Here is a 26,318-nt window from a genome sequence, read left to right on the forward strand (position 1 = left end):
AAAAAATGACTTCAATTAAAAACTTTAAATATATCGTCTTTATTTTCCTTGCTGTAATTTCAATAAGTTGCTCGAGAGCAGATGAAGACGCAGATGTACTTTCGCAGGAAGATATTTCAAACATTATTCTGAATGTGAAAAATGATGCAAGTGGTATTTCTCAAACGTATAATTATACCTTAAACTCTGCCACAAATCCCATCATAAAATTAACAGATGGTGCAAATTATACCGTAACTGCCATTTTTAAAAATGGGAATGAAGACGAAACAGAAAGTATAAAAGCAGCGAAAGACGAGCATTTTCTCATTTATGATTTTCAAGGTTCTCAAATTAATGTAACTCGAGAAGATGATGAATCTTCTACCAGAAGCGACGGAAAAAAAGTGGGATTAATTACAAAATGGAATGTTGTAAAGGCACAAAACTCAGTTTCGCCTTCTTTAATTTTAACCCTTATTCATGATGCCACCTCCGTAAATGAATCGTTAAACGGAAGCGCATTCGGAAGTGTAGAAGGTGGTGAAACCGATGCGATGGCGACTTTTAGCATTAGTAATTGATTTTTAACGTTTTTTAGCAATTGAAAACTCTTAAAACCTAAAAAAAATTCCTATTTTTGCAACCTAAAAATTCAATTAATTATAATGAACGTTACAGCTACAAATCATGACGAAGTAAGTGCATTGCTTACAGTTACATTAGATAAATCAGATTACAAAGAAAAAGTTGAAAAACAGTTGCTCAACTACGCAAAAAATGCACAAGTTCCTGGATTTAGAAAGGGAAAAGTGCCTTTGAGCATGGTGAGAAAACAGTATGAAGCAGGTATCGCTTTTGAAGAAATCAACAAACAGGTTTCTGAAGCGTTGAACGGTTATATCAATGATAATAATTTCAGATTGGTTGGTCAACCTGTTCCACAACCTGTAGAGCAATTAGATCACAATGCAGAACAATTAACGGTTGCTTTTGAAATTGGTTATGAACCAGAATTCACAATTGATCTTTCTAAATATGAAGCACCTCACTACAAAGTAGAAGCTTCCGACAAAGAAATCGGATTAAGTATCGAGAACATGCAGAAGCGTTTCGCAGAGCAGGTTCCTCAAGATGCAATTGCTGATGATTCTACGATTGCTTTAGAAATCAGCCAAGTTGTAGAAGAAGGAGCAGAAGGAGAACACCATCATGCACCAAAAAACATCACGATCGATGCAACCAAAAAAGAAGCTTTCAACTTGGTAAAAGCTTTGAAAATGGATGAGTCAGTGAAAGTTTCAAAAGCTGATTTAGTTGCAAACGAAGAATTGGCAAAAGAATTGAGTTTCAGCAAAGAAGAAGTAGAGCATTTGCATCACAACGAAATCGAAGTGAAAGTAAAAGATTTCTTCGGTTTGAACTTGGCAGAATTGAACCAAGATTTGTTTGATAAAGTGTACGGTAAAGACACTGTGAAATCTGAAGAAGAACTAAAAGCAAAAGTGAAAACTGAGTTGGATGAGTATTTCCAGCAAAATGCAGATGTACATTTCGTAAACAAAGTGTTGGAGCAGATCAACGAAAAAGAAGAGGTGAAACTTCCAGAAGCATTTTTAGTAAAATGGTTATTGCACAGCAATGAAAACATTAATGATGAAAATCAAGCTAAAGAAATTCTAGAAGCGGAGAAGAATCAATTGAAATACCAAATTTTGGAAGGTAAATTGATGAACGACAACGAAATCAAATTGGAATATTCCGATGTTTTAGCACAAGCAGAACAGTTGGTAAGAAACCAATTGGCGATCTACGGAATTCACCATTTAGGTGATGAGGAAGTACAGAAATATGCTGTTGAAATGTTGAAAGATCAAGAGCAGGTTCGTCAAATTTCTTCAGAAGTTGGAATGGCTAAGTTGAAAGATGTGATCTTAGAAAAAGCGACTAAAAAAGAAACTACAATCTCTCACGATGAGTTTTTAGAAGAATTGAAAAAGTAATTTTTCAGTCATCAATAAGAAATCCGTCTCAGCAATGAGACGGATTTTTTTTTTTTAATGAGCACTTTGACAAATATTCGTGGTATTTCTACCTAGAAATTTAGGAACCATATTCAATTTTCCATTCATCTGCGGCATCGCAAAGTGTATTGTAGAAATCTTCGCCGTATTTTCGGATTAATGGTGTTTTCAAGAATTTATAAATCGGAACTTTCAATTCTTTACCCAAAATACACGCATCGTTGCAAATTTCCCATTGGTGATAATTGAAAGCCGTAAAAGTTCTGTATTCATCTACGCGAATCGGATAAAGATGGCAGGAAATTGGTTTTTGCCAATCTACAGCGCCGTCTTCATAAGCTTTTTCGATGCCACATTTCGTAACTCCTTTTTCATCAAAAATTACATACGCACATTCTGCTCCGTTCACCATTGGTGTTACATAATCGCCATCTTGCGGGTCAATCGCCCATGTTCCTTGTTCTTCCAAAGCTTTCACTCCTTCCGGACGCAGATAAGGCTTTACCTGCTCAAAAATTCGATCGAGGATTTCTGTTTCGGCTTTATCCAAAGGTGCACCAACATCGCCTGCTACGCAACACGCACCTTTGCATTTACTGAGGTTACATACAAATTCTTCAGAAAATACATCTTCAGAAATTAATTTATCTTCAATTTGAATCATGGTTATTAAATATTAAATTTGAAATAGTTGGTGAGTTTGAAAAGGATAAGGGAAAAAATAATCAACCAAAGTCCCGTTTCTTTCATCCAGTATCGAGGTAAAAACTTAAGCATTCTACTTAATATGATGGAAGTAGGAAGTGCAAGCAAAAGTAAGTATTCATATTGATTTCCCATGTACAGGACGATTGTAATTAGTTGTGCCAAAGAAAAAATCAATAAAAAAGTGTATTTAAACTTACTTGTCGGACTTTTTTTATTGAAATTTCTGAAATGATCCATCACAGCGTGAATTAACAGTAAAGCAATCGGAAGAAGCCAAATCAAATAGGAAATATGTTCAGAAATTTTGAATTCACCAAAAGGAAAATAAACAGGATTCCAAGAATTCATTCCTAGAAAATAAGCAATTCCGAAATAGGACATTCCAATAAGAAACATCCCAAATAGTAAGCGGAAGAAATGCAAACCAACCTTATCTGAAGTCCCAATGATATGCAGAATTACAAAAAATGTCATCGGCCAAGTTGTGGGCAGAAAAATAAAATTGATCGCTAAAATTGCACCCACTAAAATGTAAGAATTTTTACGCACGACCATATCCACATTGGTTAACAGCAACAGAATAATCGAATTCGTAAAAAGCGAAACTGCAATGCCAATATCTAAATCACCAAGATATAAGGAGAAAATAATGACCGTGTAAAGAAATAAAGGCAGATGCGACTGGTAATTCAGTGCAATTGCATTAAAACAGAAATATCCCAAAGCAATCCCAGCAAAAGTAATTACAGCCGAAAAAACATCTAAAGTGTTGAAGTCGAGAAAATTAAATCCAATTACGATGATCAGTAGAACGCCAATGTAAACAGGTATCGAAAAAATATTGCTTTCTTTTGAAAGTAATCGAAACATTTTTTATAAATTTGTGCAAAGTTAATTTAAAAAAGGAAAATAATGACATCAATATTTCTATTAATAAGCAGGTTTTTCAAATGGTCTTTCGGTTTTTTCGACTTCGCAGCCAATTTTGTAAACTGGATTCTATTCTTCGTTGCAACAGCATTATTTTGCTATTGGTGTTATGTTTTGATGTCTACTTTGGGCGGAGATAAAGACAAAGAATATTTTTCACCAACAGAAGGTCATTTCCCATATTACGACCCAAAAATTCACAAAAAGGAACTCTAAATAATTGATACTTATTTTTATTATAAAAATCCCGAAATTGCTATAATTTCGGGATTTTATTTTGCTAAATTTTTAATGTTCTTAGTGAATAGGAATTACCAAAACCGGTATCGTTGCACGGCGCGTTAATTCTTTGGTTAAACTCCCTACAAATACATCATAGATGCCACTTCTGCCGTGAGAACCCATCACCATATATGCCGCATTTTTTTCCTTTGCATACTCTAATATGATGTCTCCTGCAACTCCCTGTTTCAGCAAGTGGTCACAATCAACATCTTCTGCAAGGATACGTTGTTCTAGGTTATTAAGGCTTTGAAGCTCTTGTTTTATTTCATTCTGTTCAACTTCCGGAAAATATTGAAATCCCATATCACCTATTGCAAAACCAATATCTGCAGGTGCAACGTGGATTAACGAAAGTTTTCCTCCAATTTCTTTTGCGAATTTTATGGCTCCGTTAATAAGAGCATCTGTAGAATCACCGAAATCTACGGGTAAAATAATATTGATCATCTTATTTAATTTTATTGATTAAAGTTACGTTTTTTTTCCCGTAATAAAAAAGACTGTGACATTTATCAACAATGACCTATGTTTTTTTAAGACTTATTGAATCCTTAAATCAAACAGTTTTTTATCATCCAGAAATGCTTCTAAAATATCATGTTCTTCTACTTTCCCAACGCCTTTTGGCGTTCCAGTGAAAATGAGATCACCAACTCGCAAGGTGAAATACTGAGAAACAAATTCGATGATTTTCTCTGGCGAAAAAAGCATCATTGAAGTATTTCCGTCCTGAACTTTTTCTTTGTTTTTAATTAAAGAGAAACTCAGATTTTTCAGGTCGAAATTTTCTTTTTTGTAGAATTCAGATAAAACCGCACTTCCATCAAAACCTTTTGCCAACTCCCACGGAAGTCCTTTTTCTTTCAACTTGCTTTGAAGATCTCGAGCGGTAAAATCGATTCCTAAACCAATTTCGTCGTAGTATTTATCGGCATTTTCTGCTTGAATATATTTTCCGCCTTTCGAAATTTTCAAAACCACTTCCAATTCGTAATGAATGTCATTTGAAAATTCAGGAATATAAAAATCGCTCCCTTTTTTTAAAACCGCAGTATCAGGTTTCATAAAAATAACGGGGTTTTTTGGGATTTCATTGCCCAATTCTTTGGCGTGCTCTGCGTAATTTCTGCCGATGCAAATTATTTTCATATCAAAAAAAAATGTAGATGATGGAGTTATTTGTAGTGTTAATCTTTAAGCCTGAAATTCATTATTGCAATAATAACAATGATAAAGATGACTTGGTGCTTTGAGGGGAAATCCTAATACCAGAAGCGAAACTCCAAATAATCCGCCTGGATTTTCATCGCGATAAAGATGATTTGATCCGCATTTCGGACAGGTAAAATCAAATTCAGGATTCAAAATGGTATGTTCAACTTCTAAACTGGTATGTTCGTTTTCTAAGAAATTATTTATAATTTCTATTGCTTTTTCTTTTTCATCATCAAAAACCTGCAGTTGAATTCCGCCCAAAGCTTGCGATAAAAGCCAGTCTGATTGGATCGTCTGCTCGTTGGCAATAAAACTTTCCAAACCATTATTCTTCAAAATCTGCTTGTCGCGATTGGCTTCAAGACTGTTGGTGTAATATTTAAATTGAACAAGAGTTGCCATAAGTTTGAAATTTTTTAGGAATTGATCATTCTAAAATTTACTTCTGAGCTGAATTCCGGTCAAAATCTTCTTCGTGTACAAAGGGAAATCTGCATTTTGAATCCAGCCATAATATCCCAAATCTTTCTGAAAAACTTCTTTCACTCGTTGACCTTTGTATTTTCCGAAACTGAAAATTTCTTTTTCTTCGTCATCAAAAGCGATAAATCCGGCTAAATCTGCGAATTTGTTGTGAAAAGAAAATTCACTCAAACCTGCAATGTCATTGGGAAGTTCATCGTAATGCCCAACTTGAGCATCTAAAACTTCAAAGGTTGCCAAAACATCGGCTTCAGCGGAATGCGCGTTTTCTAACCCTTTTTTGCAGTAAAACTGATAAGCTGCAGTCAAATTCCGAGGTTCCATTTTATGGAAAATCGTTTGCGCATCTACGAGTTTGAATTTGCTTAAATCAAAATCGATTCCAGCTCGTAAAAGTTCTTCTGCCAAAAGCGGAACATCAAAACGGTTCGAATTAAAACCGCCTAAATCTGCACCTGAAATCATTTCTAAAACCTTTGCTGCAATTTGTTTGAAAGTTGGCGCGTCTTTTACCTTTTCATCGGTAATTCCGTGAACTGCGGTAGATTCTTTCGGAATCAACATTTCCGGATTTACGAGCCAAGTTTTACTTTCGCGCGATGCATCTGGATTTACTTTTAAAATAGAAATTTCTACGATTCGGTCTTTTGCAACATTGACTCCTGTTGTTTCTAAATCGAATACACAAAGCGGTTTATGGAGTTTTAAATTCATTTTTTTTAATGTGATGGTTTGAAAATGCGATAATTTGAAAATGTGATCATTTCAAAATTTTACTTCAATTGTCTTTGAAAAACGATTGAAATTAAAATATAATATAAAATTACCAGCGGAATTCCAATGGTTTTAAACAAGATTAATATCAATACAGCGCCAATTAACAATGCAATTTTCGGGTAATTGTCCTCTAATTTCATGGATTTGAATTTCATGGCAATCATTTTAATGGGTGAAATTAAAAGCCAAGAACTTATAATAGTAAAGAAGATTAAAACAACCGGTGCTTCGGAAAATTCATTAATAGAAATGTTTTTTTCTTGTACAAAATAATACAATCCGAAAATTAAAATGGTGTTTGAAGGTGTATTTAATCCTTTAAAATAATAAGTTTGCTCTTCATCCAAATTGAAAATCGCTAATCGTAAGCAAGAAAATAGAGTGATAAAAAGTCCGAAATATTTTATTTCAAAAGGCAATTCCATTCCGAAAAGTTGAGTTCCGAAAGGTTCTAACGCTTTATACATCACAATTCCCGGCAACAAACCAAAACTCACCATATCTGCAAGTGAATCCAGTTGCGCACCCAAATTTGAGTTCGATTTCAGCGCTCTTGCAATAAATCCATCGAAAAAATCTAAAATTAGGGACAGAATAATACAAATAGCGGTGATCTTATAATTCCCATTCAATAATTGAATTACTCCAATGCTTCCCGAAAATAAATTGGCAAGCGTAAAAGCGTTTGCGAGATTATTTTTAATAAAGTTCATAAGAGCAAAAGTAAGGTTTTTATTAAAATTGATGTTACCATTATTCTTTAAAAAACGAAATAATAACGAAAGGTGAATTTAATGTAAATTTGCAGCCTAATTTTGATTCAATTTCATGAAAGAAATAAGATTACAAGAACTCTTTGTCCTTTTTTACCGAATTTTTTTGGCGTTTTTTTTCTATCAGATCGCGCGGTTTTTATTTTGGTTTTTTAACAAAGATCTCATCAGAATAGATTCTGTAGCTGATTATATCAATATCTCCTACCATGGATTTGCGTTTGATACGACAGCAATTTTGTACGTAAACTCGCTCTTTATATTGTTGAGTTTGATTCCTATTGTCATTAACACCAAAAAATATTACCAGAAATTTCTCTTCTACCTTTATTTCATTACCAATGGAATTGCGTACGGTATGAATTTCGGCGATTTTATTTATTACAAATTTTCGCAGGCGAGATTAACTACTGCTGCACTGAATGTGGCAAAAAATGAAAACAATATCGGTAAAATATTTATCGTTTCGATTTTAGAACATCCATTCGTTATTTTTTGGTTTGCGGTGTTGATTATGCTTTGGATTTTTCTGTATAAAAAAGAAAAGGTAAAAGAATTCAAACCTGAAAAAAAATGGATTTATTTTGGCTCTTCCGTAGTGAGTTTATGTATCATCGCAACTTTGGTTGTCGGTGGGATTCGAGGCGATTTCAAGCATTCCACGCGGCCCATTAATTTGGTCGATGCAAACCGCCATGTGAAAAATCCTTTGCAGGCCAATGTGGTTTTAAATAGTGTTTTTTCCTTTTTCCGAACCATTGATACCAATAATTTTAAAGAAGTTCACTTTGTAGATCAAAAGTTCGTTGATCAAAACATTAAACCTTATAAATTATATGTTCGGGAAAATGCAGCGCCAAAACCGAATATTGTTATTTTTATTCTCGAAAGTTTTGCGAAAGAATATTCTGGTGCGTTTAATAAAAATACCGACATTGAAAATTTCGTTTCCTACACTCCTTTTTTTGATAGTTTGGCGACACAGAGCTTGATTGCAACGAATGCTTTTGCGAACGGAAGACAATCCATTCACGGGATGAGTTCGGTTCTGGCCGGAATTCCGAGTCTGAAAGATGCCTTTACAAGTTCACCGTATTCCAACCAAAAAATTCAGTCGATCGTTTCGGTTTCGAATGAAATGGGTTATGATACTTCCTTTTTTCATGGCGCTCCGAATGGTTCAATGGGATTTTTGGGTTTCGGAAATATATTGGGTTTCAAAAATTATTATGGGAAGACCGAATATAACAATGATGCCGATTTCGATGGAATGTGGGGAATCTGGGATGAACCTTTTTTTCAGTATTTCGCCCATACTTTGAACCGAAAGAAATCCCCGTTTATGGCAACGCTTTTCTCTGTTTCCTCTCATCATCCCTTTAAAGTTCCGGAAAAATATCAAGGAAAATTCAGGAAAGGTCCATTAGAAATTCATGAGCCGATTGGTTATACCGATTTTGCATTGAAAAAATTCTTCGAAACCGCGAAGAAAATGCAGTGGTACAACAATACGATCTTTGTAATGGTTGCCGATCATACGAACCAAGTAGGTTATCCTGAATACGAAAAAGCCATGAGTCGTTTTGCGATTCCTATTTTATTTTATTCCCCAAATCCAAAATACAATCTGAAGGGCGAAATTACGAGTCCAGCGCAACAGATGGATATTTACCCAACTTTAGCCGATTTAATGGGCTATAACAAAAAAATTAGAAGTTGGGGGAAAAGTTTGGTTTCGAACAAGCAAGAAGAATCTATTATTGTGAATTCCAGTGGAGTAGAGCAGTTTATCATCGGAAATTATATTTATTTATTTGATGGAAAAGATTTTACAGGGATTTATAACTTCAAAGATTTAGGCTATGAGAATAATCTACTCGGAAAAGTGAATACCCCAGAAATCACATTGGGCAAATTGAAAAGCAAAGCTTGGTACCAAGATTATATGGATCGCGTTATCAATAGAAAACTAAATTAGGATTATTGCTTCAAAAATGTTTTCATTTCTGAGTTTGGAGTAACAATTTTATAAAGTATGCTTAGAATAATTAAAAATTTGGTATTTAACTTTTTTTAGTTACTTTTATCCAACTAATAATTAAAATAATTTTAAAAATGAAAAAAATAGTTTTCTCTTTTGTTGCGCTTATGTTTGCAACACTTTCTTATGCCCAAATCGAAGGAAAATGGAAGACCATCGATGATGAAACCGGTAAACCAAAATCGATCGTAGAAATTACGAAAAAAAGCGACGGTAAGTATTACGGAAGAATCATCCAGTTGCTCATTAAACCGGAACACAATACTTGTGTAGATTGTACAGACGACAGAAAAAATAAGCCAATTTTAGGTTTAGAAATTATTCGTGGGCTGAAAAAAAGTGGTAGTGAATTTTCTGGAGGAACAATTGTAAACCCAAAAGGTGGAAAAGAATATGGATGTAAAATTACCAGAAGTGGTGATAAATTGAATGTAAAAGGAAGCTTGAAATCCTTCTCATTCATAGGTAAAACTCAAACTTGGGAACTGGTAAAATAATCCAAAACACAACATTATTAAAGCAATTCGAAAGAGTTGCTTTTTTTTGTGTGCATATCTTAGTGGTTTGCTAAAAAATCTTTACTTTTGCACTTTAATTTTTCAATCTATTATGAAAGAATTTACTTTTAGAGAAGTGATTGCACAGGCAATGAGTGAGGAAATGCGAAAAGACGAATCCATTTATTTGATGGGCGAAGAAGTAGCAGAATACAATGGTGCCTACAAAGCTTCTAAAGGAATGTTAGATGAATTCGGTGCAAAACGAATAATCGACACTCCCATTGCAGAACTCGGTTTTACAGGAATCGCAGTCGGTTCTGCCATGAATGGAAACAGACCGATCGTAGAATATATGACTTTTAATTTTTGTTTGGTAGGAATTGATCAAATTATCAATAACGCTGCAAAAATTCGTCAAATGAGTGGTGGTCAATGGAACTGCCCAATTGTTTTCCGAGGTCCTACTGCTTCTGCAGGTCAGTTGGGAGCAACACACTCGCAAGCTTTAGAAAGTTGGTTTGCCAATATTCCAGGTCTAAAAGTGATTGTACCTTCAAATCCTTATGATGCAAAAGGATTGTTAAAAAGCGCCATTCAAGACAACGATCCCGTAATTTTCATGGAATCTGAACAAATGTATGGGGACAAAATGGAAATTCCAGAAGAAGAATATTATCTTCCAATTGGAAAAGCAGACATTAAGAAAGAAGGAAAAGATGTGACTTTAGTTTCTTTCGGAAAAATTATGAAATTGGCGATGCAGGCAGCAGAAGATATGGAAAAAGAAGGGATTTCTGTAGAAGTAATCGATCTCCGTACCGTTCGTCCTTTAGATTTTGATACCGTAATCGAATCGGTGAAGAAAACGAATCGCTTGGTTATTTTAGAAGAAGCTTGGCCATTTGGATCTATTTCTTCGGAAATTACTTATATGGTACAGCAAAAAGCATTCGATTATCTCGATGCGCCAATTAAAAGAATTACTACTCCAGATGCTCCGGCTCCCTATTCATCTGCTCTTTTTGCAGAATGGTTCCCGAAACTGGAGAAAGTGAAAGAAGAAATAAAAAACGCAATGTATATCAAATCATAAATAGAAGCTCCCGAAAATGGGAGCTTTTTTTTATGAGCAACATTACACCAAACCTTTCGTATGGTTAATGTGTTGAAATATTTTTTTTAATGCATGATCAAACATCAAGTTTAAGTTTTCCTAAAAGATGCTTTTTTTTCTATAACAAAAACTTTCTGCTAAAAAATATATTGGCATAAAAAGTATTTAATCTAAATTTGCAAACTAAATATTTATTGAATGTCAGAATTAGTTGAAGGAGGTCAACATATTAATACCAAAAAGCTTACCGCAATTGGCGTTTTAGTTTCTCTAGGAATCGTATTTGGGGATATCGGAACATCTCCTCTTTATGTAATGAAAGCCATTGTGAATGCTAGAACAAATGGTGGAAATATGCCCTTCGATGAATATATAGAAGGTGCGCTTTCTTGTATCATCTGGACTCTTACTCTGCAAACAACAGTGAAGTATGTAATTATTGCGTTGCGTGCCGATAACAAAGGTGAAGGCGGAATTCTGGCGCTTTTCTCTCTCATCAAAAATCTTAAAAAAGGCTGGCTCTATCTTATTGCGATGATTGGCGCGGCTGCATTGGTTGCAGATGGTGTGATAACCCCTTCTTTAACGGTTATTTCTGCAATTGAAGGTCTGAAAATATATAATCCCGAAACACCAGTAGTCGCGATCACGGCAGTAATATTAATCGTAATTTTTACCGTTCAGCAGTTTGGGACCAATTCTATTGGCAAATTGTTTGGTCCTGTTATGGTTATTTGGTTTCTTATTTTGGGAGCTTTAGGAGTCTCTCATTTAGTTGATGATTTTACCATCCTAAAATCATTCAATCCTTATTACGCTTATAAATTAATTGTAGAGTCGCCAAGTGCGATCGTCATTTTAGGTGCCGTTTTTTTATGTACAACCGGTGCTGAAGCATTATATTCGGATCTAGGTCATTGTGGTGCAAAAAACATTAGAGTAAGTTGGGCTTTTGTAAAAGTCATGCTGATTTTAAATTACCTTGGTCAAGGAGCTTGGGTTTTAAAAAATTATGATGCAGTTCACACCAATGGAATTAATCCTTTTTTCGGAGTAATGCCTGAATGGATGCTTATTCCCGGAATCGTTATCGCCACTGCGGCTGCAATTATTGCAAGCCAGGCTTTGATCACAGGTTCTTTTACGATTTTTTCTGAAGCGATGTCTCTCAATTTCTGGCCCAATCAGGAAATCGATTATCCATCTGGGGTGAAAGGTCAAATGTATATTCCTAAAATCAATTGGGGACTTCTCGTTCTTTGCTTGATCGTAGTGATGCATTTTGAAGAATCCAGTAAAATGGAAGCTGCTTATGGTTTGTCAATCACCATCACCATGTTGATGACCACAATATTGCTCGTGTTCTGGTTATTTAAAAAACGCGTCAATAAATTGTTTATTCTAGCGTTTGCTTTGGTTTATTTGGCAATAGAACTTGGTTTTTTCAGCGCCAATGTGATTAAGTTTCACGAAGGCGGTTGGATCACTGTAGTCTTAGCAGGATTTATCGGCGTGTGTATGTATGCGTGGTACAACGGAAGATTAATCAAAACCAAATTTATCAAATTTGTAAAACTTGAGAAATATGTGGGGATCATCAAAGATTTAAAACTCGATGAAACCATCCCCAAATATGCGACCAATCTTGCCTTTTTGAGTCGTGCCAAACGAGAAGATGAGGTAGAAGCCAAGATTATTTATTCCATTCTTCGCAAACAGCCGAAGAGAGCTGATCATTATTTTATTTTAAATATCGTGAATCAGGAGGATCCTTTTACTTTCAAATACAATATTGATGAAATTATGCCCGGAACCATTTACCGGATTAATTTCCTGCTCGGATTTAAAATCGATAGAAGAATCAATGATTATTTTGATGATGTTCTTGCAGACATGATGGAAGAAGGCACTATTCCTTCCCGAAGCAGCCACCCTTCTTTGAGAGCGCATAATATTCCACCAGATTTAAAATACGTCATCATCGACAACACCTATATCAACGATACTTTGTTGACCGTGAAGGAGAAGATTATACTCAATCTTTATAATTTTGTGAAATATATCGGCAGCGATGACTTCAAAGCGTGGGGAGTTTCTTCGCACAATGTAGTCGTAGAATCTGCACCTATATTGGATCAAAAGGTTATTACCAATAAAATACAACTGGTAGATTTCAGACATTACAATTCTGAAAAATAGTAGAATTCAAATATAATGGCGTAAAAATCATTAATAAAAAATTCGATAAATTTGTACCTAATCATTTTTAATGGAAGCCAATCATAAAGAGCTCAATATCGCAACAATTAAGGAAGTTCTAAGACAATATCTGATGGATAAAGGTTTTAGAAACACTCCTGAACGATACACGATTCTCGAAGAAATCTATTCGATGGAACATCATTTCAACGTTGATGATCTCTATCTTTTGATGATGCAGAAGAAATACCACGTTTCCAAAGCAACCATCTACAACACGATAGAGATTTTTCTGGATGCAGGATTGATCAGAAAACACCAGTTTGGCGAAAAAACGCTTTCCTCTTCCTCTTACGAAAAATCTTATTTCGATAAACAACATGATCATCTCGTGATCTATAAAAAAGGATCCGATAAGGAAATCGAAGAAATCATCGAGTTTTGCGACCCGAGAATTCAGGGTATTAAAGATGCCATTGAAAGCACTTTTGGCGTCGACATTGCTTCACACTCCCTTTATTTTTACGGAACCAAAAAGAATTAATGAAACATTTTTTCGTTTTTTTTATCCTTCTCAGTGCCAATCTTTTTGCGCAGATTCCCACGGAACCCAAAGTGCCCGCTGTGAAAGATGTATTCTTTAATCAAAAGACCAATACCACCGAACAAGGCGAAAAAGTAAAATTAATTCATGCCGATACTTTCGGAATTGTAAAAGGTAAATACGACGACAACCCGTTTTTCTCCGGGAATGTGCAGTTTTTCCATCAAGGTTCTACGCTCACTGCTGATGAAGTGATCTTTTATAGAGAACAGAATTTTGTAAAAGCCCTCGGAAATGTAAAGCTCCAAAATGCAGATGGTTCTGTCATTACCTCCGGTGAAATGGAGTATGATGGTAATACACAGAAAGGAATTGCTCGAAAGAATGTGGTGCTTACAGACCCCGGACAAACCATCAAAACAGAAACACTTTACTACGATCGCCTTTCAAACAACGCTTATTTCAACACCGGAGGTACCATTGCCAAAGATGGAAATGTGATGTACACCAAAGCGGCGAACTACGATTTAGCAAACCGATTGATCGATTTTACCGGAAACGTGAAAATAGACAACCCAGAATATACCGTAGATGGCGTAAATATTATTCAGAATCAAAACACCAATACGGCAACTTTCAACGGACCGACCACCATTACCAATAAGAAAAATCCATCCAACCTTATCTATACCGAGAAAGGAACGTATAACATGAATTCTAAAGAAGTCTATCTCAAGAAGAATTCCCGCATTAATTATAACGGCAAAATCCTTACAGGAGACGATCTGTACTTCAATCAGATCACAGGATTTGGTAAAGGGAAAGGAAATGTGACGCTGCGCGATCCACAAGAAAAGCGCTACATGAAAGGAGGATACGGCGAAATCTATGAAAAGAAAGATTCTGCCATGATGACCGAAAAGCCTTACGCTGTAAAGATTTTAGAGAAAGATTCTATGTATTTCTCCGCTGAAAGAATTTTGGCTTATCAGAAAATTGATGATCAAAATCCTTTAAAAAAGAAAAGTTTCCTGCGTGCCTATAAAAAATCTCGCATGTTCAAAAGCAACATTCAAGTACGAGCCGACTCGCTAAGCTTCAATGAAACCGACGGAATTATGCACCTCGATGGCAAACCAATTGCCTGGAGTGGAGAGAAACAGATTACTGGCGACAAAATAGAAGCGTATTTCGATACCGAAAACGAGTTCATCGATTCCTTGCGTGTCATTGGCAACGCTTTCGCCATCAGTAAAGCTGATTCATTGAATATGAAAGATGAATTCAACCAAGTGAAAGGAAAGTTGATGAACGTGTACTATAAACAAAACGAAATCAATCTCGCCAAAGTCATCGGAAACGCACAGGCAATCACCTACGCCGATGATCAAAATGAAAAGACGAAAGAAGTAGAAAGAATCGGTGTTGCCCTTTCAACTTGCGGAACCATCGAAGCATTGTTTGAAGATCGCAAGGTACAAATCATCTCCTGCAACATCGGTGCAAATACCGACATCTATCCGATGAGTCAGATCTCACGAGAGAAACGCTTCTTCCCCGACTTCAACTGGAATACAAAAGACCGATTGAAGACGTGGAAAGATATATTCCTCGATTCTCCCGGTTATGAAGCTACAGTTTATGAAGCCGATGATGCGCTGTTCAATGCTGCACAGAAATCAATCGATGATGCCAAAGCAAAAGAAGAAGCCAAGAAGCCGAAAAGGGTGAGGAAATAATGATTTCAACGAATTTAAAAGACCAAAAAAGCACCGCATTACGGTGCTTTTTACAATTGTTTACGTATTAATGGATCAACTTTTCTTATGAAATTCCGCAAGTTTCAGGGCGTCTTTGATCATTTTCCCTGGGCGAAATATCGTTCTTACACTTTTGATCGTGGTAGCGTTTACTTCCGCGGCAGTGGCAACACCTGTGCTGGATCCACCAGCTTGCAAGGTGAAGTATTCGCCTACATACACAATTCGTCCGTCGGCTACATCATCAGCAATCTTTGTAAACGTACTCTCCAGTACGGCGAGTATGTCTGCTTTGGAGACTGTAGAAGTAGAAGCTGCGTGCTTCGCAAGGTCGGAAAGCGTAGTTTTGCCTTCGCCTATAATATTCGCATAATACTTAAGCGGTTCGGTTGGTCTTTGCGGATTTCTTCTAAGTACCGCACTAAATGTAATTGGCATGGTATAAATTTTTTAAGATTAACTGAAGTAAAATTAGATAGAATATGAATACAAGAAAAGAGTGTTTTAACCCTTTTTTTATAAAATTCATTTATTTTTTCAAAAACGTCCTTACGTTTTAATGAAAACGTCCTTACGTTTTAGTGAAAACGTCCTTACGTTTTGAGGAAAACGTACGTGTCTTTTTGAAACGCTCTATTGATGGGCGATAACGAAGAGGCTAAAATTGATTGAAAATTAGAGCTTAAAAGCATTAAAATTTGAAAGTCCGATTAAGATGATAAGTGTATAAAATGAAGTGAAATGCCTATCAAAAATCAGGAGAAGCTATTATTTTTAATGGAAAAGAATACTGGTTTTTTGAGATTTTTTATTTTCAAAAAACTAAATTTTTATAAGTCATTAAAATTAAAAACTGCTGAGAGATGGTTTTTTTTTAATATCGCAAAATGTTTTACGACCTTTGTCTCTGTTTTAAATCTTTAACAAAGTTTTCTTTTTATGCAAAAAGATTTTTTTAAATATCAAGCTCAAACCACCCAATTCGCCGCAGGTTTCGAAGTCGAAAAAGCGGTCGGAAGTTATATTTATGGCAAAGACGGCAGAAAATATCTCGATTTCGTTGCCGGCGTTTCTGCCAATACATTAGGACATTCGCACCCAAAAATTGTAGAAGCCATCAAAACGCAAGCTGAAAAATACCTGCACGTGATGGTTTACGGCGAATACGCACAGGAAATGCCCGTAGAACTCTGCAAACTTCTTGCAAAAGCTACTCCTGAACCTTTAGAAGTTACCTATCTGGTAAACTCTGGTGCAGAAGCAATTGATGGTGCTTTAAAGTTGGCAAAAAGATACACTGGGCGAGAAGAAATCGTCTCTTTTCATCATTCTTATCACGGCAATACCCACGGAGCTTTGTCGGTTTCTGGGAACGAATATCATAAGCGGGAATTTCGACCGCTCTTGCCAATGGTAAGTTTTATTGGGTTTAATGATGAAAAAGACTTAGAAAAAATCACCGAGAAAACCGCCTGCGTTCTTTTAGAAACCATACAGGGAGCTGCAGGATTTCTGGTTCCTGCCGATGATTATCTTAAGAAATTAAAAAAACGGTGCGAAGAAGTAGGCGCACTTTTAATATTAGATGAAATACAACCCGGTTTCGGAAGAACCGGAAAACTCTTTGCCTTCGAGCATTTCGATATCGTTCCCGATATTTTGGTGATGGGAAAAGGAATGGGAGGCGGCGTTCCGGTGGGTGCTTTTATGAGTTCCCGAGAAATCATGCATGCGCTTTCTCATTCGCCAAAGCTAGGACACATCACCACATTTGGCGGTAATCCTTTGATCGCTGCAGCGAGTTATGCTACTTTAAAAGAAGTATTAGAAAGTGGTTTGATGAATGAAGTTGCCGAAAAAGAAAAGCTGTTCCGCGAACTTTTGGTCCATCCAAAAATCAAAAACATCAATGGGAAAGGGTTGATGTTGGCGGTTAATTTGGGTTCACCCGAATACACTTTAGAAGTCGCAAAACGCTGCATGGAAAAAGGTCTTGTTGTTTTCTGGCAATTATACCGAAATGAATACCTTAGAATTTCACCACCATTGACTTTATCTTTAGAAGAAATCCGGGAAGGTTGTACAATCATTCTTGAAGTTTTAAACGAACATTAAAAAAAATTCGACAAACAAAAACGCACTTTCTTTTGCTAGCGATGAAAGTGGTTTCCAGCGATGATAAATATCATGCTTTCAGTACCTGTGGTTGGAATCGGGGATAGAGCGTACAGCAAGACGGGTTTTTGTAGAAAATTTGGTTTTCTGGCTTGTGAAAATTTCCTGTTTTTGATAAAATATGTTGCGTAAATCAGAAATTAATTTATATATTGCGACACATTAAAAATAGGATGCTTTATGGCGAAAACGAAAGTGCAATACGAATTTCCAATGCACTGTCAGTCGGAGATTTTATACGAGTATATGGCAAGTGCAGAAGGATTATCTGAATGGTTTGCCGACGACGTGATCGAAAAAGGAGATGATTTTTTCTTCAGCTGGAACGGTGGTCCAGGTGAAAAAGCGACGCTTATTCGTTACAAACCAGAAAGTTTTGTCCGCTACCGTTGGGAAGAGGATGAAGGAAGCAAGAATTATTTTGAAATGACCATTGTAATTGATGATATTACTGATGATTTGGCACTGATTGTAACCGATTTTTGTGAACCAGGTGATGAGGTGGAAAACCAGTTGTATTGGGAGAATTTAATTGAAAATCTAAGACTTAAATTAGGAGCAACCTAAGATATTTTTTACTAATATAATATGATGAACGATTTTCTCGTTCATTATTTTTTTACTCTAAATTCAGAATAATTTTGGAAAAACATAGCGAAATTTCAGAGCATTTTCAACCGATAAACCGGGCTTTCCTTTTGGGTGATGCCGTGAAGGTTTCCTTTTTTGTAAGCAATAATCAATTGATCATGGCTGAAGAATGCTATTTCTTTCTCATGGCTTCAATGCGGAAAATGCGCATGAATATTCCACTTTCTTATACATTGGAATTCTTTCAAAATCTTTTTGAGCAGAAAGTTATTCAGCAAGGGATTACGGATGGAATCATCCAGGTTTTGGTCTATCGCAATACTGATGATCAGATGTTGGAAAAATCTGGTGTTTCTTTTTATTTTGAGGTACAAGAATTTGAAGATATTTTGGCGGTTCAAGGCAACAATGAGATGGATCTGATCAAAGAGGTAAATGTGAATACCAATTTTCTCAATACGATCAGAACGCATTCGCCAGAGAATATTTACGCAGAGATTTACGCAAAAGAAAATGATTTAGATGATGTAATTCTACTCAACCCCAACAAACGGATTGCACGGAGTATTTACGGGAATCTTTTGTTTTTGGAAGGAAAGATTATAAAAATACCTAAAACCACTGAAGGTGCTTATATTTCTCCGCTTATGGAAAACTTCGTGACTTTCATTCATAAGAACAATCTCGCAGAAATTCAAGAAGCAGAAATGATTGCTTTTGAATCCCAGAAAGCCGAAGAAATTCTCATGATTTCGGATGAAAGGGGAATCTTTGCAGTAACTAAAATTAGAAATAAAACGTTTGAAACAGCGCGGTTTTCAGAATTGATGAACCAGTGGAAATTGAGTTTCGCCTAAAATTGACAAACCCGGGAAACAACCTTTTCAAGTCCTTTACCGGGTTTTCTAATTATTGATATAGAGATAACGACCTTTGAATCGTAAAATTATACCGTGCAGTATTAAAGTTTTGTTAAATTTTGAAGGTTAATTCATAGAAATGTCTTCGGGTGTATTTGCCCACAGTAAATATTCCCCACCTAAGTTTTGCATGATGTTTTTCCAAAGTGTTTGATCATTTGGCAACGTATAATCCAGGTTATAAGTATCAACAACGGTCCACATTTTTCGCTTTACTTCCTCATCGAGTTGCTTGCTTCCCCACCCAGAATATCCGTAAAAAATCTTAATTTCTTCCATCTTGATGGTCTCCTCAGAAAGGCCTTTAACCACTTGTTCTAAATCATCTGTGACAAAAAATTCGTCGCTACTTTCATTGAAATTTTCATTGATTTTCATTCCTTTAGTCAGAAAGAAAAATTTATGTTTTTCTACAGGTCCACCTTTGTAAAGTTCGATGTGGGATCCAAATTTAGGATCCAATTCATTTTTAAATTTAGAATTCTTCTTATTAAGGATCAAACCAAAAGCGCCATTGTCATCATGGTCTATAATCAAAACTACCGACCGCGAAAAAATATTTACCGAAAGATCCGGAGTGGAAATTAAAATTTTACCTTTGTAAGAATGATTCATTTGAAATATAGGGTCAAAAAGAAAAACCTCTTTTCAAAAGTAATAAAAAATTTTATGGAAAACCTGCACGACAAAAGAAAAGTTTACGATAAATCCCAACTTCTTGAAAATCAAATTAAAGAAAATCCGATGGAGCAGTTTCGGGATTGGTTTTTGGAAGCAGAGGAAAATTCTGCTATTTCCGAAGCCAATGCGATGGCTATTTCTACCCTAGAAAATGATGGTTGTCCTAGAACGAGAATGGTTTTACTAAAGTCTTATACTTGGGAAGGTTTTGTTTTTTATACCAATTACGAAAGTAGGAAAGGGAAAGCAATTGAGGACAATCATAAAGCGTGTCTTCATTTTTTTTGGCCAACTTTAGAGAGACAAATTATCATCAAAGCCAATTTAGAAAAAATTGCAGAGAATTTAAGCGACGGTTATTTTCATTCCCGACCCAAAGGAAGTCAACTTGGAGCCGCAGTTTCTCCGCAAAGTCAAATCATTCCTGACCGTGACTTTTTGGAAAAGAAACTGATGGATCTGGAAATAGAATATCAGAACAAAGAAATTCCACGGCCGAAAAAATGGGGTGGTTATATCGCAAAACCTTATGAAATCGAATTTTGGCAAGGTCGTCCGAATAGGCTTCATGACAGGATTATCTATGAACTTCAGGCAGATTATGAATGGAAGATTTCGCGATTGGCTCCTTAATATGAGCAATTTTCAATTTATAGAACAAAAAAAATCCCGATTACTCGGGATTTAATTTTGTATGTTAATCTATTGATTATTTTTTCTTTTTAGCCATACCTTCCATAACTGCTCCTGATAAATCAGCACCAGCTTTAAATTTAGCAACTTTTTTTGCAGCAATTTGAATTGGCTTTTTTGTTGCAGGGTTGATTCCTTGTCTTGCAGCTCTATCAGCTACAGAGAAGGTACCGAATCCAACTAATGAAACTTTACCATCTTTTTGTTTCAAAGTAGAGGTAACGTTAGAAATGAAAGATTCTAAAGCAGCTTTTGCAGCAACTTTTGTAATGTTCGCATCTTTTGCGATAGCATCGATTAATTCTGATTTGTTCATAATTATTATTTGTTTAAGTTAGTGTCATTGTTAAAGCAAATATAAAACATTTTTCATATTGCGCAAATTTTTTACAAAAATTTAACAAGAAATCTATTTATTTCTCTAAATTAACAAAAACTACTAAATTGAAAGAATTGCCAATTTGCGAGGTTTTTGAATACTAAAATTGTGCCAAAACCTTTGGTGGTCGGATAATTGTCTATAATTTGTTTCTCTATTTGAAATTGTGAATTGTTTAATTAGGCATTGCGTTTTACATCATCTAAAATGTACTGAATATTAATCTTAAAATAGGTCGAGATGAACGTATTTTTGGTTGATACCAGAACATTCAACAAAAAAAAATATTTATGTTACTTTTGATTAAAATCGTTAAATTTGCGCCATGTTAATTGAAGTTTTTAAATCAAAAATCCACAGGGTTCGTGTTACGGAATCGGACCTTAATTATATTGGAAGCATTACGATTGATGAAGATCTTTTGGAAGCCTCCGGAATTTTAGTTGGGGAAAGAGTTTATATCGTTAATGTTAATAACGGTGAAAGATTCGATACCTATGCAATAAAAGGTAAAAGAAAATCCGGCGAAGTATGTTTGAATGGTCCTGCTGCACGAAGAGTTCAGAAAGGTGATATCATCATCATTATATCATACGCGCAAATGACTCCAGAAGAAGCGAAAACTTTTCAGCCCAAAATTATTTTTCCAGACGAAAAAACGAATCTTCTCACTTAATTCCTGATCTAAATTTTTTCTTTGGAAAATTCTAAAAAATCCAGTCCTCTTAAAACCTTTTTAACCATCGCTATTTCCCTCGGAATTGCAGCACTTTTTATGTGGTTTGCATTGAAGGGAATGGAATTTAAAAAAATTGCAGGGTATTTTGCAAAAGCCAATTATTTTTGGGTTTTTGTTGCGGCGGTATTTGGACTTTTGGCGTATTGGTTTCGCGCAGTTCGCTGGAATTTATTGCTGGAACCGATGGGTTACAAAATCTCCAATTCCAATGCGTTGTGGACGATCTCATTCGGATATCTGATGAATTTAACCATTCCGAGAAGTGGAGAATTGGCCCGTTCTACTGCTCTTTATGGTGTGGAAAATGTTCCCGTTGAGAAATCTTTCGGAACGATCATTTTAGAAAGAGTAGTGGATTTAATTTGTATGATGGGATTTTTAGGTTTGACTTTAATCTTCAAATACGATGCAATTTTATCTTTTTATCAATATGTAACCGCAGAAAAAAGCAAAACTACTGAACCAGCTTCCAATGCAAAATGGTTTGTTATTGTAGGAATTTCGGCCCTTTTGGGAATTCTGTTTTTTGTTTTAAGAAGAAAGTTGCAGCAATTTCCTATTTATCAGAAGGTCATTAATTTTGCAAAAGGTATTCTTCATGGTTTAACTTCTATTTTTAAATTAAAGCAAAAAGGAAAATTTATCTTGTTGTCGCTCGCTATTTGGGTTTCCTACTATTTAGCGGCATATTTGGTGTGTTTTGCACTTCCTGAAACCTCAGATTTCACCATTGCAGATGGGTTTTTCATCATCGTGGTCGGAACTTTGGGAATGATGGTTCCAGCTTCGGGCGGAATTGGCGCATTTCATTTGGCTTTAAAATTCGGCATTATGGCGCTTTTTCTTTCCATGGGAAAAAACCCGGAAGAAGGGGGCGAAGTCGGGCTTTCTTACGCCTTTATTTCTCATACCATGCAATTGGTGATTATGATTGTGATGGGAATTATTTCCATTCCGATGTTGGCAAAAGCGAGAAATTCTGCTCCGAAAAAATAATCAGTATTTTCTTTTTAATTTAATCTTTAATAAAATAAGATTCAGAATCTTCAACGAGTGGAATGTAGATTCGATGCCAGTTTTCATACCCTTCGATCATTTCCCATTGGTGACCTTCACCGTCGATATCTTCCGCTAGCAAAACAATTCCGGGTTCTATAATAAAAGTGCGTTCATCACTCGTCGTAAATTTTAATTTCCCGCTCAAAGTAATGACAAATTGTTTTCGTGGCGCGGCATGAGCGCCAATTTGCCAAGAATCGATTGTATTCGCAAACCAGAATTCTTCCGATTTTATTTTTAGCTGAGTCCGTACTTTACCTATTTCAAAAAAGCTTTCTCCATCCGCATTTCGCAGTAATCGAATGGCGGGAATTTCGTTATTGTTATCGCTCATTTTATCCAAATGCTCGTTTCAACAAACTTTCCACTTTCGGTTCGCTTCCCCGGAAATTTTTGTACAGTTCCATCGGATCTTTTGTTCCGCCAGAAGAAAGCAAGATCTTATATTTCGCGGCAATTTCTGGATTGAAAATTCCGTTTTCTTTAAAATATTGAAAAGCATCCGCATCCAAAACTTCTGCCCATTTGTAAGAATAATATCCCGCAGAATAACCTCCTTGGAAGATGTGAGAAAAACTCGTACTCATAATAGTTTCCGGATTGCTTGGATACAAATTGGTCGCTTTTGTTTCTTCTACTTCAAAGGTTTTTACATCGCCCACTTTTTCAGAATCCGTGTGATATGCGATATCTAAAAGTCCGAAACCGATTTGTCTCATGGTTTGATAACCTTCCATAAAATTCTTGGAATCTGAAATTTTCTGAATTTTCTCATCCGGTAAAATTTCGCCCGTTTTGTAATGTTTTGCGAAAGTTTTCAGGAATTCCGGTTCGTAACAGTAATTTTCTAAAAACTGGGACGGAAGTTCTACAAAATCCCATTTCACAGAAGTTCCGGAAAGATTTGGATAGGTCGTATTCGCTAAAATGCCGTGTAAAGCGTGACCAAATTCATGGAAAAGTGTCGTCACTTCCTGGAAAGTCAATAAACTTGGCGTGTCTGAACTTGAGCCGATTGTTATCGGCTTAGAGAAATTACAAACCACCGAAATATGTGGACGGTGATTTTCACCATTTTTTCGGAACTGATTTTTAAAACTCGTCATCCAAGCTCCGGCTCTTTTTCCTTTTCTTGGGAAATAATCGGCGTAAAGAATTGCTTTGAAGTCGGAAGTCGGAAGTTGGGTGTCGGAAGCTTTCAATTCGCTGGAAACTTTGGACTTCTGTCCTCCAACTTCCCACACTTCGTAAGTTTTCACTTCTTCGTGGTATTTTTGGATCTCCGAAGTTTCTTTAAATTCTAAACCGAAAAGTGTTTTTGCTAAACCGAAAACGGCTTCCTGAACTTTCTCCAATTGGAAATAAGGTTTCAGTTCTTCATCATCGATATCGAATTTCTGTTTGCGCAATTTTTCGGCGTAAAAAGTATGGTCATAGCTTTGCATATCTTCGATTCCGTCTGCTTTTGCTAAAGATTTTAGTTCTTCGATTTCTTTTTCTGCGTAAGGTTTTGCTTTTTCCAAAAGTTCATTCAAAAAAGTTTTTACTTTCGCGGGATCTTTTGCCATTCTTTCTTCCAAAACGTAATCAGCGTAAGTTTTATAGCCGAGAAGTTGGGCTTTTTCTTGTTTCAGTTGAATGATTTCTTTGATCAAATTCTGATTGTCAAACTCATTATTTTGGAAAGATTTTCTTCCGTTTGCCAAAGCCAATTCTTTTCGAAGTTCTCTGTTTTCGGCATAAGTCATCAATGGTAAAAAACTCGGATATTGCAAAGTCACGACAAATCCATCCAGATTTCTTTCTTTGGCTTCTTCACGGTATTGTTGCAAAATTGCCTCTGGAATTCCGGCCAAATCTTTTTCATCGGTAAGGTGTTTGAAATAATGATTGGTTTCTGCCAAAACATTTTCCCCGAATTTTAAAGACTTCTTAGAAAGTTCGATGCTGATATTTTTAAACTGTTCCTTTTGAGCCTCATTTAAAAGTGCGCCGCTTCTTACAAAACCTTTGTAAGTTTCATTTAAAAGCATTTCCTGTTCTTCGTTCAGATTGTATTTTTCTTTTTCATCAAAGACTTTTTTAATTTTTTCGAAAAGCTTTTCATTTTGAGAAATTTTCGCAGAATATTCCGTTAAAATAGGGGAAACTTCCTGTGCGATTTTCTGAATTTCGTCATTGGTTTCTGCAGAATTTAAATTGAAAAATATACTCGAAACAATTTCCAGTTGTTCACCAGAAAAAGCCAAAGCTTCGATTACATTTTCGAAAGTGGCTTCTTCTTTATTTTCTACAATTTCGTCGATCTCTTTTTCCGAAGTTTTGATCAATTCCTGAAAGGCAGGAAGAAAATCTGCTTCTTTAATTTCGGTGAAAGGTGCAGATTGATATTGTGTTGTGAAGATTTCTGTTAAAATATTGGACATTTTTATTGATTTATTGTGTAAGCAAAAGTATTAATATTCTTTGTGATAACCTATTCCCATGACTATTCCGACGCCAATGAAGGAATGTTGTGAAATATTTCCGAGCAATTTAAAACCAATACTATTTCCTAAACCAGTTTCTTTTCCTACAGGAATTATTTCGTAAATTTTATATTTGCTTTTATTGTTTTTGAACCATTTTACATTAAACTCAAATGGAAATCCGATAAAATTCTTTTTTTCCTGAAACCATTCATTGTTTTCATTTTTGAAGCCCTGTATGTATTTATTGGTAGAAATTCCGCCGGAAAAACTGTATGCAAAATTATTCTTGGTATATCTTCTTCCATACAGAAACGCAATTTCATTATATTCTACTTCTAATGCAATCACTGGAATAGGAGTGATAGGAGTAATTAATAAAATATCTAAACCAAATTGGTACAATTCAGAATATCGCACTGAAAACAAATTTTTATTCGTTTCAAAATTGAGTTCTCCAAATTGATTTAAGCCGCCTTTATTCGTGAAATCATTGGCATAACCAGTTCCCAATTCTATGAAAATAATTGGATTTACCTTTTGCGAAAAAAATATATTTGACGAAAATAAAAGAATGAATAGGGAAAGATATTTAATCATTTAAGTTGTTGTGATTTTGTTCATTAATTTTTGTTAAATTTAATCAAAAATTTAAAATAGTACTACCATGAAAAAAATCTTATTAATCCTTTTAGGAATAGTTGCGGTTGCTGTTATTACCATGTTTGTGATGGGTAAATCTTACCATTTTGAAAAATCCATCGTAATCAATGCTCCGTTGGATAAAGTTTACGCGCACCTTAACAATACCAAATCGATTAACGAATGGAATCCGTGGATGAAGCTTGATCCTACCATAAAAGTCAAATATTCTGGAAATTCCGGGCAAGTTGGCGACAAATACTGTTGGGAAGGAAATGAGGAATCGGGAAGTGGTTGTCAGGAAATTACGGCGCTTGTTCCGAATCAAAAGCAATCGACCAAAATGATTTTCTACAAACCTTTCGAAAGTGAAGCCACTTCAGATCTTATTTTAATTCCGGAAGGAAATGCGACAAAAGTAACCTGGACCATGGATTGCGAGTTGGATTATCCGATGAATCTGATGAAGCTTTTCATGGATTCTCAAATGGGAAAATCATACGATAGCGGTTTGAATGCATTAGAAGCGCTTGCTGAAAAATAATAATCAAATGCAGTTTTTTGAAGTCGGTTTAAACGCCGACTTTTTTGTTTTTCCAATTTTGGATTTACATCATTTCAAATGAGCCAAAGTCTGTT

The 26,318-nt window shown here is 35.5% G+C and carries 29 protein-coding genes; 16 read left to right on the forward strand and 13 right to left on the reverse strand.

The features are described 5' to 3' along the window. The first annotated feature begins 5 nt into the window (after nucleotides 1–5). On the forward strand, nucleotides 6–563 hold the full coding sequence (locus BW932_RS11650) for a hypothetical protein (RefSeq protein ID WP_143745556.1): 558 nt from the start codon (nucleotides 6–8) through the stop codon (nucleotides 561–563). An 84-nt stretch (nucleotides 564–647) separates the two neighbouring features. Next, nucleotides 648–1,982, forward strand: coding sequence for a trigger factor (locus BW932_RS11655; RefSeq protein ID WP_076387757.1), 1,335 nt, complete (start codon nucleotides 648–650; stop codon nucleotides 1,980–1,982). A gap of 100 nt (nucleotides 1,983–2,082) precedes the next feature. Here BW932_RS11655 and BW932_RS11660 read toward each other — a convergent pair whose 3' ends face one another. Both BW932_RS11660 and BW932_RS11665 read right to left on the reverse strand, forming a co-directional pair. Continuing rightward, nucleotides 2,083–2,667, reverse strand: coding sequence for a DUF3109 family protein (locus BW932_RS11660; RefSeq protein WP_076387759.1), 585 nt, complete (start codon nucleotides 2,665–2,667; stop codon nucleotides 2,083–2,085). A gap of 5 nt (nucleotides 2,668–2,672) precedes the next feature. Further along, nucleotides 2,673–3,581, reverse strand: a complete 909-nt coding sequence (locus tag BW932_RS11665; protein ID WP_076387761.1) for a DUF6427 family protein — start codon at nucleotides 3,579–3,581, stop codon at nucleotides 2,673–2,675. A gap of 42 nt (nucleotides 3,582–3,623) precedes the next feature. Between BW932_RS11665 and BW932_RS11670 the strand changes: the two genes are divergently transcribed. After that, the gene (locus BW932_RS11670; RefSeq protein ID WP_076387763.1) at nucleotides 3,624–3,857 is read left to right on the forward strand and encodes a DUF6341 family protein; all 234 of its coding nucleotides are present in this window, start codon (nucleotides 3,624–3,626) and stop codon (nucleotides 3,855–3,857) included. A gap of 81 nt (nucleotides 3,858–3,938) precedes the next feature. Here BW932_RS11670 and BW932_RS11675 read toward each other — a convergent pair whose 3' ends face one another. The 5 genes from BW932_RS11675 to BW932_RS11695 all read right to left on the reverse strand — a co-directional run bounded on the left by BW932_RS11675 (nucleotide 3,939) and on the right by BW932_RS11695 (nucleotide 7,114). Continuing rightward, nucleotides 3,939–4,373: a universal stress protein gene (locus tag BW932_RS11675; protein WP_076387765.1), complete on the reverse strand. Its 435-nt coding sequence runs from the start codon at nucleotides 4,371–4,373 to the stop codon at nucleotides 3,939–3,941. A 93-nt stretch (nucleotides 4,374–4,466) separates the two neighbouring features. Beyond that, entirely contained in the window at nucleotides 4,467–5,075 is a 609-nt protein-coding gene (locus BW932_RS11680) for a fumarylacetoacetate hydrolase family protein (protein WP_076387767.1), read from the reverse strand. A 45-nt stretch (nucleotides 5,076–5,120) separates the two neighbouring features. Next, a complete protein-coding gene (locus BW932_RS11685; protein WP_076387769.1) occupies nucleotides 5,121–5,543 on the reverse strand; it encodes a putative signal transducing protein in 423 nt (140 codons plus the stop codon). 30 nt (nucleotides 5,544–5,573) lie between these two features. Beyond that, on the reverse strand, nucleotides 5,574–6,338 hold the full coding sequence (locus tag BW932_RS11690; protein WP_076387771.1) for a 3'-5' exonuclease: 765 nt from the start codon (nucleotides 6,336–6,338) through the stop codon (nucleotides 5,574–5,576). A 59-nt stretch (nucleotides 6,339–6,397) separates the two neighbouring features. Continuing rightward, the gene (locus BW932_RS11695; RefSeq protein ID WP_076387773.1) at nucleotides 6,398–7,114 is read right to left on the reverse strand and encodes a CDP-alcohol phosphatidyltransferase family protein; all 717 of its coding nucleotides are present in this window, start codon (nucleotides 7,112–7,114) and stop codon (nucleotides 6,398–6,400) included. Between the two features lie 115 nt (nucleotides 7,115–7,229). Here BW932_RS11695 and BW932_RS11700 point away from each other — a divergent pair, with 115 nt between their 5' ends. The 6 genes from BW932_RS11700 to BW932_RS11725 all read left to right on the forward strand — a co-directional run bounded on the left by BW932_RS11700 (nucleotide 7,230) and on the right by BW932_RS11725 (nucleotide 15,311). Beyond that, the gene (locus BW932_RS11700; RefSeq protein WP_076387775.1) at nucleotides 7,230–9,152 is read left to right on the forward strand and encodes an LTA synthase family protein; all 1,923 of its coding nucleotides are present in this window, start codon (nucleotides 7,230–7,232) and stop codon (nucleotides 9,150–9,152) included. Nucleotides 9,153–9,289: 137 nt separating this feature from the next. Continuing rightward, complete coding sequence (locus tag BW932_RS11705) at nucleotides 9,290–9,712, forward strand: DUF2147 domain-containing protein (protein WP_076387777.1); 423 nt, start codon at nucleotides 9,290–9,292, stop codon at nucleotides 9,710–9,712. Nucleotides 9,713–9,824: 112 nt separating this feature from the next. Then, complete coding sequence (locus BW932_RS11710; protein ID WP_076387779.1) at nucleotides 9,825–10,808, forward strand: pyruvate dehydrogenase complex E1 component subunit beta; 984 nt, start codon at nucleotides 9,825–9,827, stop codon at nucleotides 10,806–10,808. Between the two features lie 219 nt (nucleotides 10,809–11,027). Continuing rightward, entirely contained in the window at nucleotides 11,028–13,028 is a 2,001-nt protein-coding gene (locus tag BW932_RS11715) for a KUP/HAK/KT family potassium transporter (RefSeq protein WP_076387781.1), read from the forward strand. A gap of 70 nt (nucleotides 13,029–13,098) precedes the next feature. Beyond that, the gene (locus BW932_RS11720) at nucleotides 13,099–13,572 is read left to right on the forward strand and encodes a Fur family transcriptional regulator (protein ID WP_076387783.1); all 474 of its coding nucleotides are present in this window, start codon (nucleotides 13,099–13,101) and stop codon (nucleotides 13,570–13,572) included. Further along, entirely contained in the window at nucleotides 13,572–15,311 is a 1,740-nt protein-coding gene (locus BW932_RS11725; protein ID WP_076387785.1) for an OstA-like protein, read from the forward strand. The genes BW932_RS11720 and BW932_RS11725 overlap by 1 nt, the downstream gene beginning before the upstream one ends. 75 nt (nucleotides 15,312–15,386) lie before the next feature. On the opposite strand, the gene BW932_RS11730 is transcribed toward BW932_RS11725, so the two are convergent. After that, a complete protein-coding gene (locus BW932_RS11730) occupies nucleotides 15,387–15,770 on the reverse strand; it encodes an HU family DNA-binding protein (protein WP_076387787.1) in 384 nt (127 codons plus the stop codon). 501 nt (nucleotides 15,771–16,271) lie between these two features. Between BW932_RS11730 and BW932_RS11735 the strand changes: the two genes are divergently transcribed. The 3 genes from BW932_RS11735 (at nucleotide 16,272) to BW932_RS11745 (ending at nucleotide 18,955) form a co-directional block, all read left to right on the forward strand. Next, nucleotides 16,272–17,447, forward strand: a complete 1,176-nt coding sequence (locus BW932_RS11735; RefSeq protein ID WP_076387789.1) for an aspartate aminotransferase family protein — start codon at nucleotides 16,272–16,274, stop codon at nucleotides 17,445–17,447. A gap of 240 nt (nucleotides 17,448–17,687) precedes the next feature. Beyond that, on the forward strand, nucleotides 17,688–18,074 hold the full coding sequence (locus BW932_RS11740) for an START-like domain-containing protein (RefSeq protein WP_076387791.1): 387 nt from the start codon (nucleotides 17,688–17,690) through the stop codon (nucleotides 18,072–18,074). 74 nt (nucleotides 18,075–18,148) lie between these two features. Beyond that, nucleotides 18,149–18,955, forward strand: coding sequence for an aminotransferase class IV (locus BW932_RS11745; protein ID WP_245820730.1), 807 nt, complete (start codon nucleotides 18,149–18,151; stop codon nucleotides 18,953–18,955). Between the two features lie 129 nt (nucleotides 18,956–19,084). Here the strand turns inward: BW932_RS11745 and BW932_RS11750 are convergent, their stop codons facing one another. After that, entirely contained in the window at nucleotides 19,085–19,633 is a 549-nt protein-coding gene (locus BW932_RS11750) for a YqgE/AlgH family protein (protein ID WP_076387793.1), read from the reverse strand. A gap of 54 nt (nucleotides 19,634–19,687) precedes the next feature. Between BW932_RS11750 and pdxH the strand changes: the two genes are divergently transcribed. Beyond that, complete coding sequence (gene pdxH, locus BW932_RS11755) at nucleotides 19,688–20,332, forward strand: pyridoxamine 5'-phosphate oxidase (protein ID WP_076387848.1); 645 nt, start codon at nucleotides 19,688–19,690, stop codon at nucleotides 20,330–20,332. Nucleotides 20,333–20,408: 76 nt separating this feature from the next. Here the strand turns inward: pdxH and BW932_RS11760 are convergent, their stop codons facing one another. Then, nucleotides 20,409–20,708, reverse strand: a complete 300-nt coding sequence (locus BW932_RS11760) for an HU family DNA-binding protein (protein ID WP_076387795.1) — start codon at nucleotides 20,706–20,708, stop codon at nucleotides 20,409–20,411. Nucleotides 20,709–21,096: 388 nt separating this feature from the next. On the opposite strand from BW932_RS11760, the gene panD reads away from it, so the two are divergent. Continuing rightward, nucleotides 21,097–21,447: an aspartate 1-decarboxylase gene (panD, locus tag BW932_RS11765; RefSeq protein WP_076387797.1), complete on the forward strand. Its 351-nt coding sequence runs from the start codon at nucleotides 21,097–21,099 to the stop codon at nucleotides 21,445–21,447. A gap of 21 nt (nucleotides 21,448–21,468) precedes the next feature. Beyond that, nucleotides 21,469–22,506 (forward strand): lysylphosphatidylglycerol synthase transmembrane domain-containing protein, encoded by a 1,038-nt coding sequence (locus BW932_RS11770; RefSeq protein WP_076387799.1) that lies wholly within the window; start codon nucleotides 21,469–21,471, stop codon nucleotides 22,504–22,506. Nucleotides 22,507–22,525: 19 nt separating this feature from the next. Here BW932_RS11770 and BW932_RS11775 read toward each other — a convergent pair whose 3' ends face one another. The 3 genes from BW932_RS11775 to BW932_RS11785 are packed head-to-tail and all read right to left on the reverse strand — an operon-like array spanning nucleotide 22,526 to nucleotide 25,637. Continuing rightward, the gene (locus BW932_RS11775) at nucleotides 22,526–22,903 is read right to left on the reverse strand and encodes a cupin domain-containing protein (RefSeq protein ID WP_076387801.1); all 378 of its coding nucleotides are present in this window, start codon (nucleotides 22,901–22,903) and stop codon (nucleotides 22,526–22,528) included. 1 nt (nucleotide 22,904) lies between these two features. Continuing rightward, entirely contained in the window at nucleotides 22,905–24,995 is a 2,091-nt protein-coding gene (locus BW932_RS11780; RefSeq protein WP_076387803.1) for a M3 family metallopeptidase, read from the reverse strand. A 30-nt stretch (nucleotides 24,996–25,025) separates the two neighbouring features. After that, nucleotides 25,026–25,637: a hypothetical protein gene (locus tag BW932_RS11785; protein WP_076387805.1), complete on the reverse strand. Its 612-nt coding sequence runs from the start codon at nucleotides 25,635–25,637 to the stop codon at nucleotides 25,026–25,028. Nucleotides 25,638–25,704: 67 nt separating this feature from the next. On the opposite strand from BW932_RS11785, the gene BW932_RS11790 reads away from it, so the two are divergent. Next, nucleotides 25,705–26,223 carry an SRPBCC family protein gene (locus BW932_RS11790; protein WP_076387807.1) on the forward strand — a complete coding sequence of 173 codons (519 nt, stop codon included), beginning with the start codon at nucleotides 25,705–25,707 and terminating at the stop codon, nucleotides 26,221–26,223. Nucleotides 26,224–26,318 lie beyond the last annotated feature (95 nt).

It is taken from the genome of Kaistella chaponensis (assembly GCF_900156725.1).
Lineage (GTDB): Bacteria > Bacteroidota > Bacteroidia > Flavobacteriales > Weeksellaceae > Kaistella > Kaistella chaponensis.

What these genes read in the sequence shown, in the direction of transcription:
- BW932_RS11650 (WP_143745556.1), top strand. Translation starts at nt 6, where the DNA reads ATGACTTCAATTAAAAACTTTAAATATATCGTCTTTATTTTCCTTGCT.
- BW932_RS11655 (WP_076387757.1), top strand. Translation starts at nt 648, where the DNA reads ATGAACGTTACAGCTACAAATCATGACGAAGTAAGTGCATTGCTTACA.
- BW932_RS11660 (WP_076387759.1), bottom strand. Translation starts at nt 2,667, where the DNA reads ATGATTCAAATTGAAGATAAATTAATTTCTGAAGATGTATTTTCTGAA.
- BW932_RS11665 (WP_076387761.1), bottom strand. Translation starts at nt 3,581, where the DNA reads ATGTTTCGATTACTTTCAAAAGAAAGCAATATTTTTTCGATACCTGTT.
- BW932_RS11670 (WP_076387763.1), top strand. Translation starts at nt 3,624, where the DNA reads ATGACATCAATATTTCTATTAATAAGCAGGTTTTTCAAATGGTCTTTC.
- BW932_RS11675 (WP_076387765.1), bottom strand. Translation starts at nt 4,373, where the DNA reads ATGATCAATATTATTTTACCCGTAGATTTCGGTGATTCTACAGATGCT.
- BW932_RS11680 (WP_076387767.1), bottom strand. Translation starts at nt 5,075, where the DNA reads ATGAAAATAATTTGCATCGGCAGAAATTACGCAGAGCACGCCAAAGAA.
- BW932_RS11685 (WP_076387769.1), bottom strand. Translation starts at nt 5,543, where the DNA reads ATGGCAACTCTTGTTCAATTTAAATATTACACCAACAGTCTTGAAGCC.
- BW932_RS11690 (WP_076387771.1), bottom strand. Translation starts at nt 6,338, where the DNA reads ATGAATTTAAAACTCCATAAACCGCTTTGTGTATTCGATTTAGAAACA.
- BW932_RS11695 (WP_076387773.1), bottom strand. Translation starts at nt 7,114, where the DNA reads ATGAACTTTATTAAAAATAATCTCGCAAACGCTTTTACGCTTGCCAAT.
- BW932_RS11700 (WP_076387775.1), top strand. Translation starts at nt 7,230, where the DNA reads ATGAAAGAAATAAGATTACAAGAACTCTTTGTCCTTTTTTACCGAATT.
- BW932_RS11705 (WP_076387777.1), top strand. Translation starts at nt 9,290, where the DNA reads ATGAAAAAAATAGTTTTCTCTTTTGTTGCGCTTATGTTTGCAACACTT.
- BW932_RS11710 (WP_076387779.1), top strand. Translation starts at nt 9,825, where the DNA reads ATGAAAGAATTTACTTTTAGAGAAGTGATTGCACAGGCAATGAGTGAG.
- BW932_RS11715 (WP_076387781.1), top strand. Translation starts at nt 11,028, where the DNA reads ATGTCAGAATTAGTTGAAGGAGGTCAACATATTAATACCAAAAAGCTT.
- BW932_RS11720 (WP_076387783.1), top strand. Translation starts at nt 13,099, where the DNA reads ATGGAAGCCAATCATAAAGAGCTCAATATCGCAACAATTAAGGAAGTT.
- BW932_RS11725 (WP_076387785.1), top strand. Translation starts at nt 13,572, where the DNA reads ATGAAACATTTTTTCGTTTTTTTTATCCTTCTCAGTGCCAATCTTTTT.
- BW932_RS11730 (WP_076387787.1), bottom strand. Translation starts at nt 15,770, where the DNA reads ATGCCAATTACATTTAGTGCGGTACTTAGAAGAAATCCGCAAAGACCA.
- BW932_RS11735 (WP_076387789.1), top strand. Translation starts at nt 16,272, where the DNA reads ATGCAAAAAGATTTTTTTAAATATCAAGCTCAAACCACCCAATTCGCC.
- BW932_RS11740 (WP_076387791.1), top strand. Translation starts at nt 17,688, where the DNA reads ATGGCGAAAACGAAAGTGCAATACGAATTTCCAATGCACTGTCAGTCG.
- BW932_RS11750 (WP_076387793.1), bottom strand. Translation starts at nt 19,633, where the DNA reads ATGAATCATTCTTACAAAGGTAAAATTTTAATTTCCACTCCGGATCTT.
- pdxH (WP_076387848.1), top strand. Translation starts at nt 19,688, where the DNA reads ATGGAAAACCTGCACGACAAAAGAAAAGTTTACGATAAATCCCAACTT.
- BW932_RS11760 (WP_076387795.1), bottom strand. Translation starts at nt 20,708, where the DNA reads ATGAACAAATCAGAATTAATCGATGCTATCGCAAAAGATGCGAACATT.
- panD (WP_076387797.1), top strand. Translation starts at nt 21,097, where the DNA reads ATGTTAATTGAAGTTTTTAAATCAAAAATCCACAGGGTTCGTGTTACG.
- BW932_RS11775 (WP_076387801.1), bottom strand. Translation starts at nt 22,903, where the DNA reads ATGAGCGATAACAATAACGAAATTCCCGCCATTCGATTACTGCGAAAT.
- BW932_RS11780 (WP_076387803.1), bottom strand. Translation starts at nt 24,995, where the DNA reads ATGTCCAATATTTTAACAGAAATCTTCACAACACAATATCAATCTGCA.
- BW932_RS11785 (WP_076387805.1), bottom strand. Translation starts at nt 25,637, where the DNA reads ATGATTAAATATCTTTCCCTATTCATTCTTTTATTTTCGTCAAATATA.
- BW932_RS11790 (WP_076387807.1), top strand. Translation starts at nt 25,705, where the DNA reads ATGAAAAAAATCTTATTAATCCTTTTAGGAATAGTTGCGGTTGCTGTT.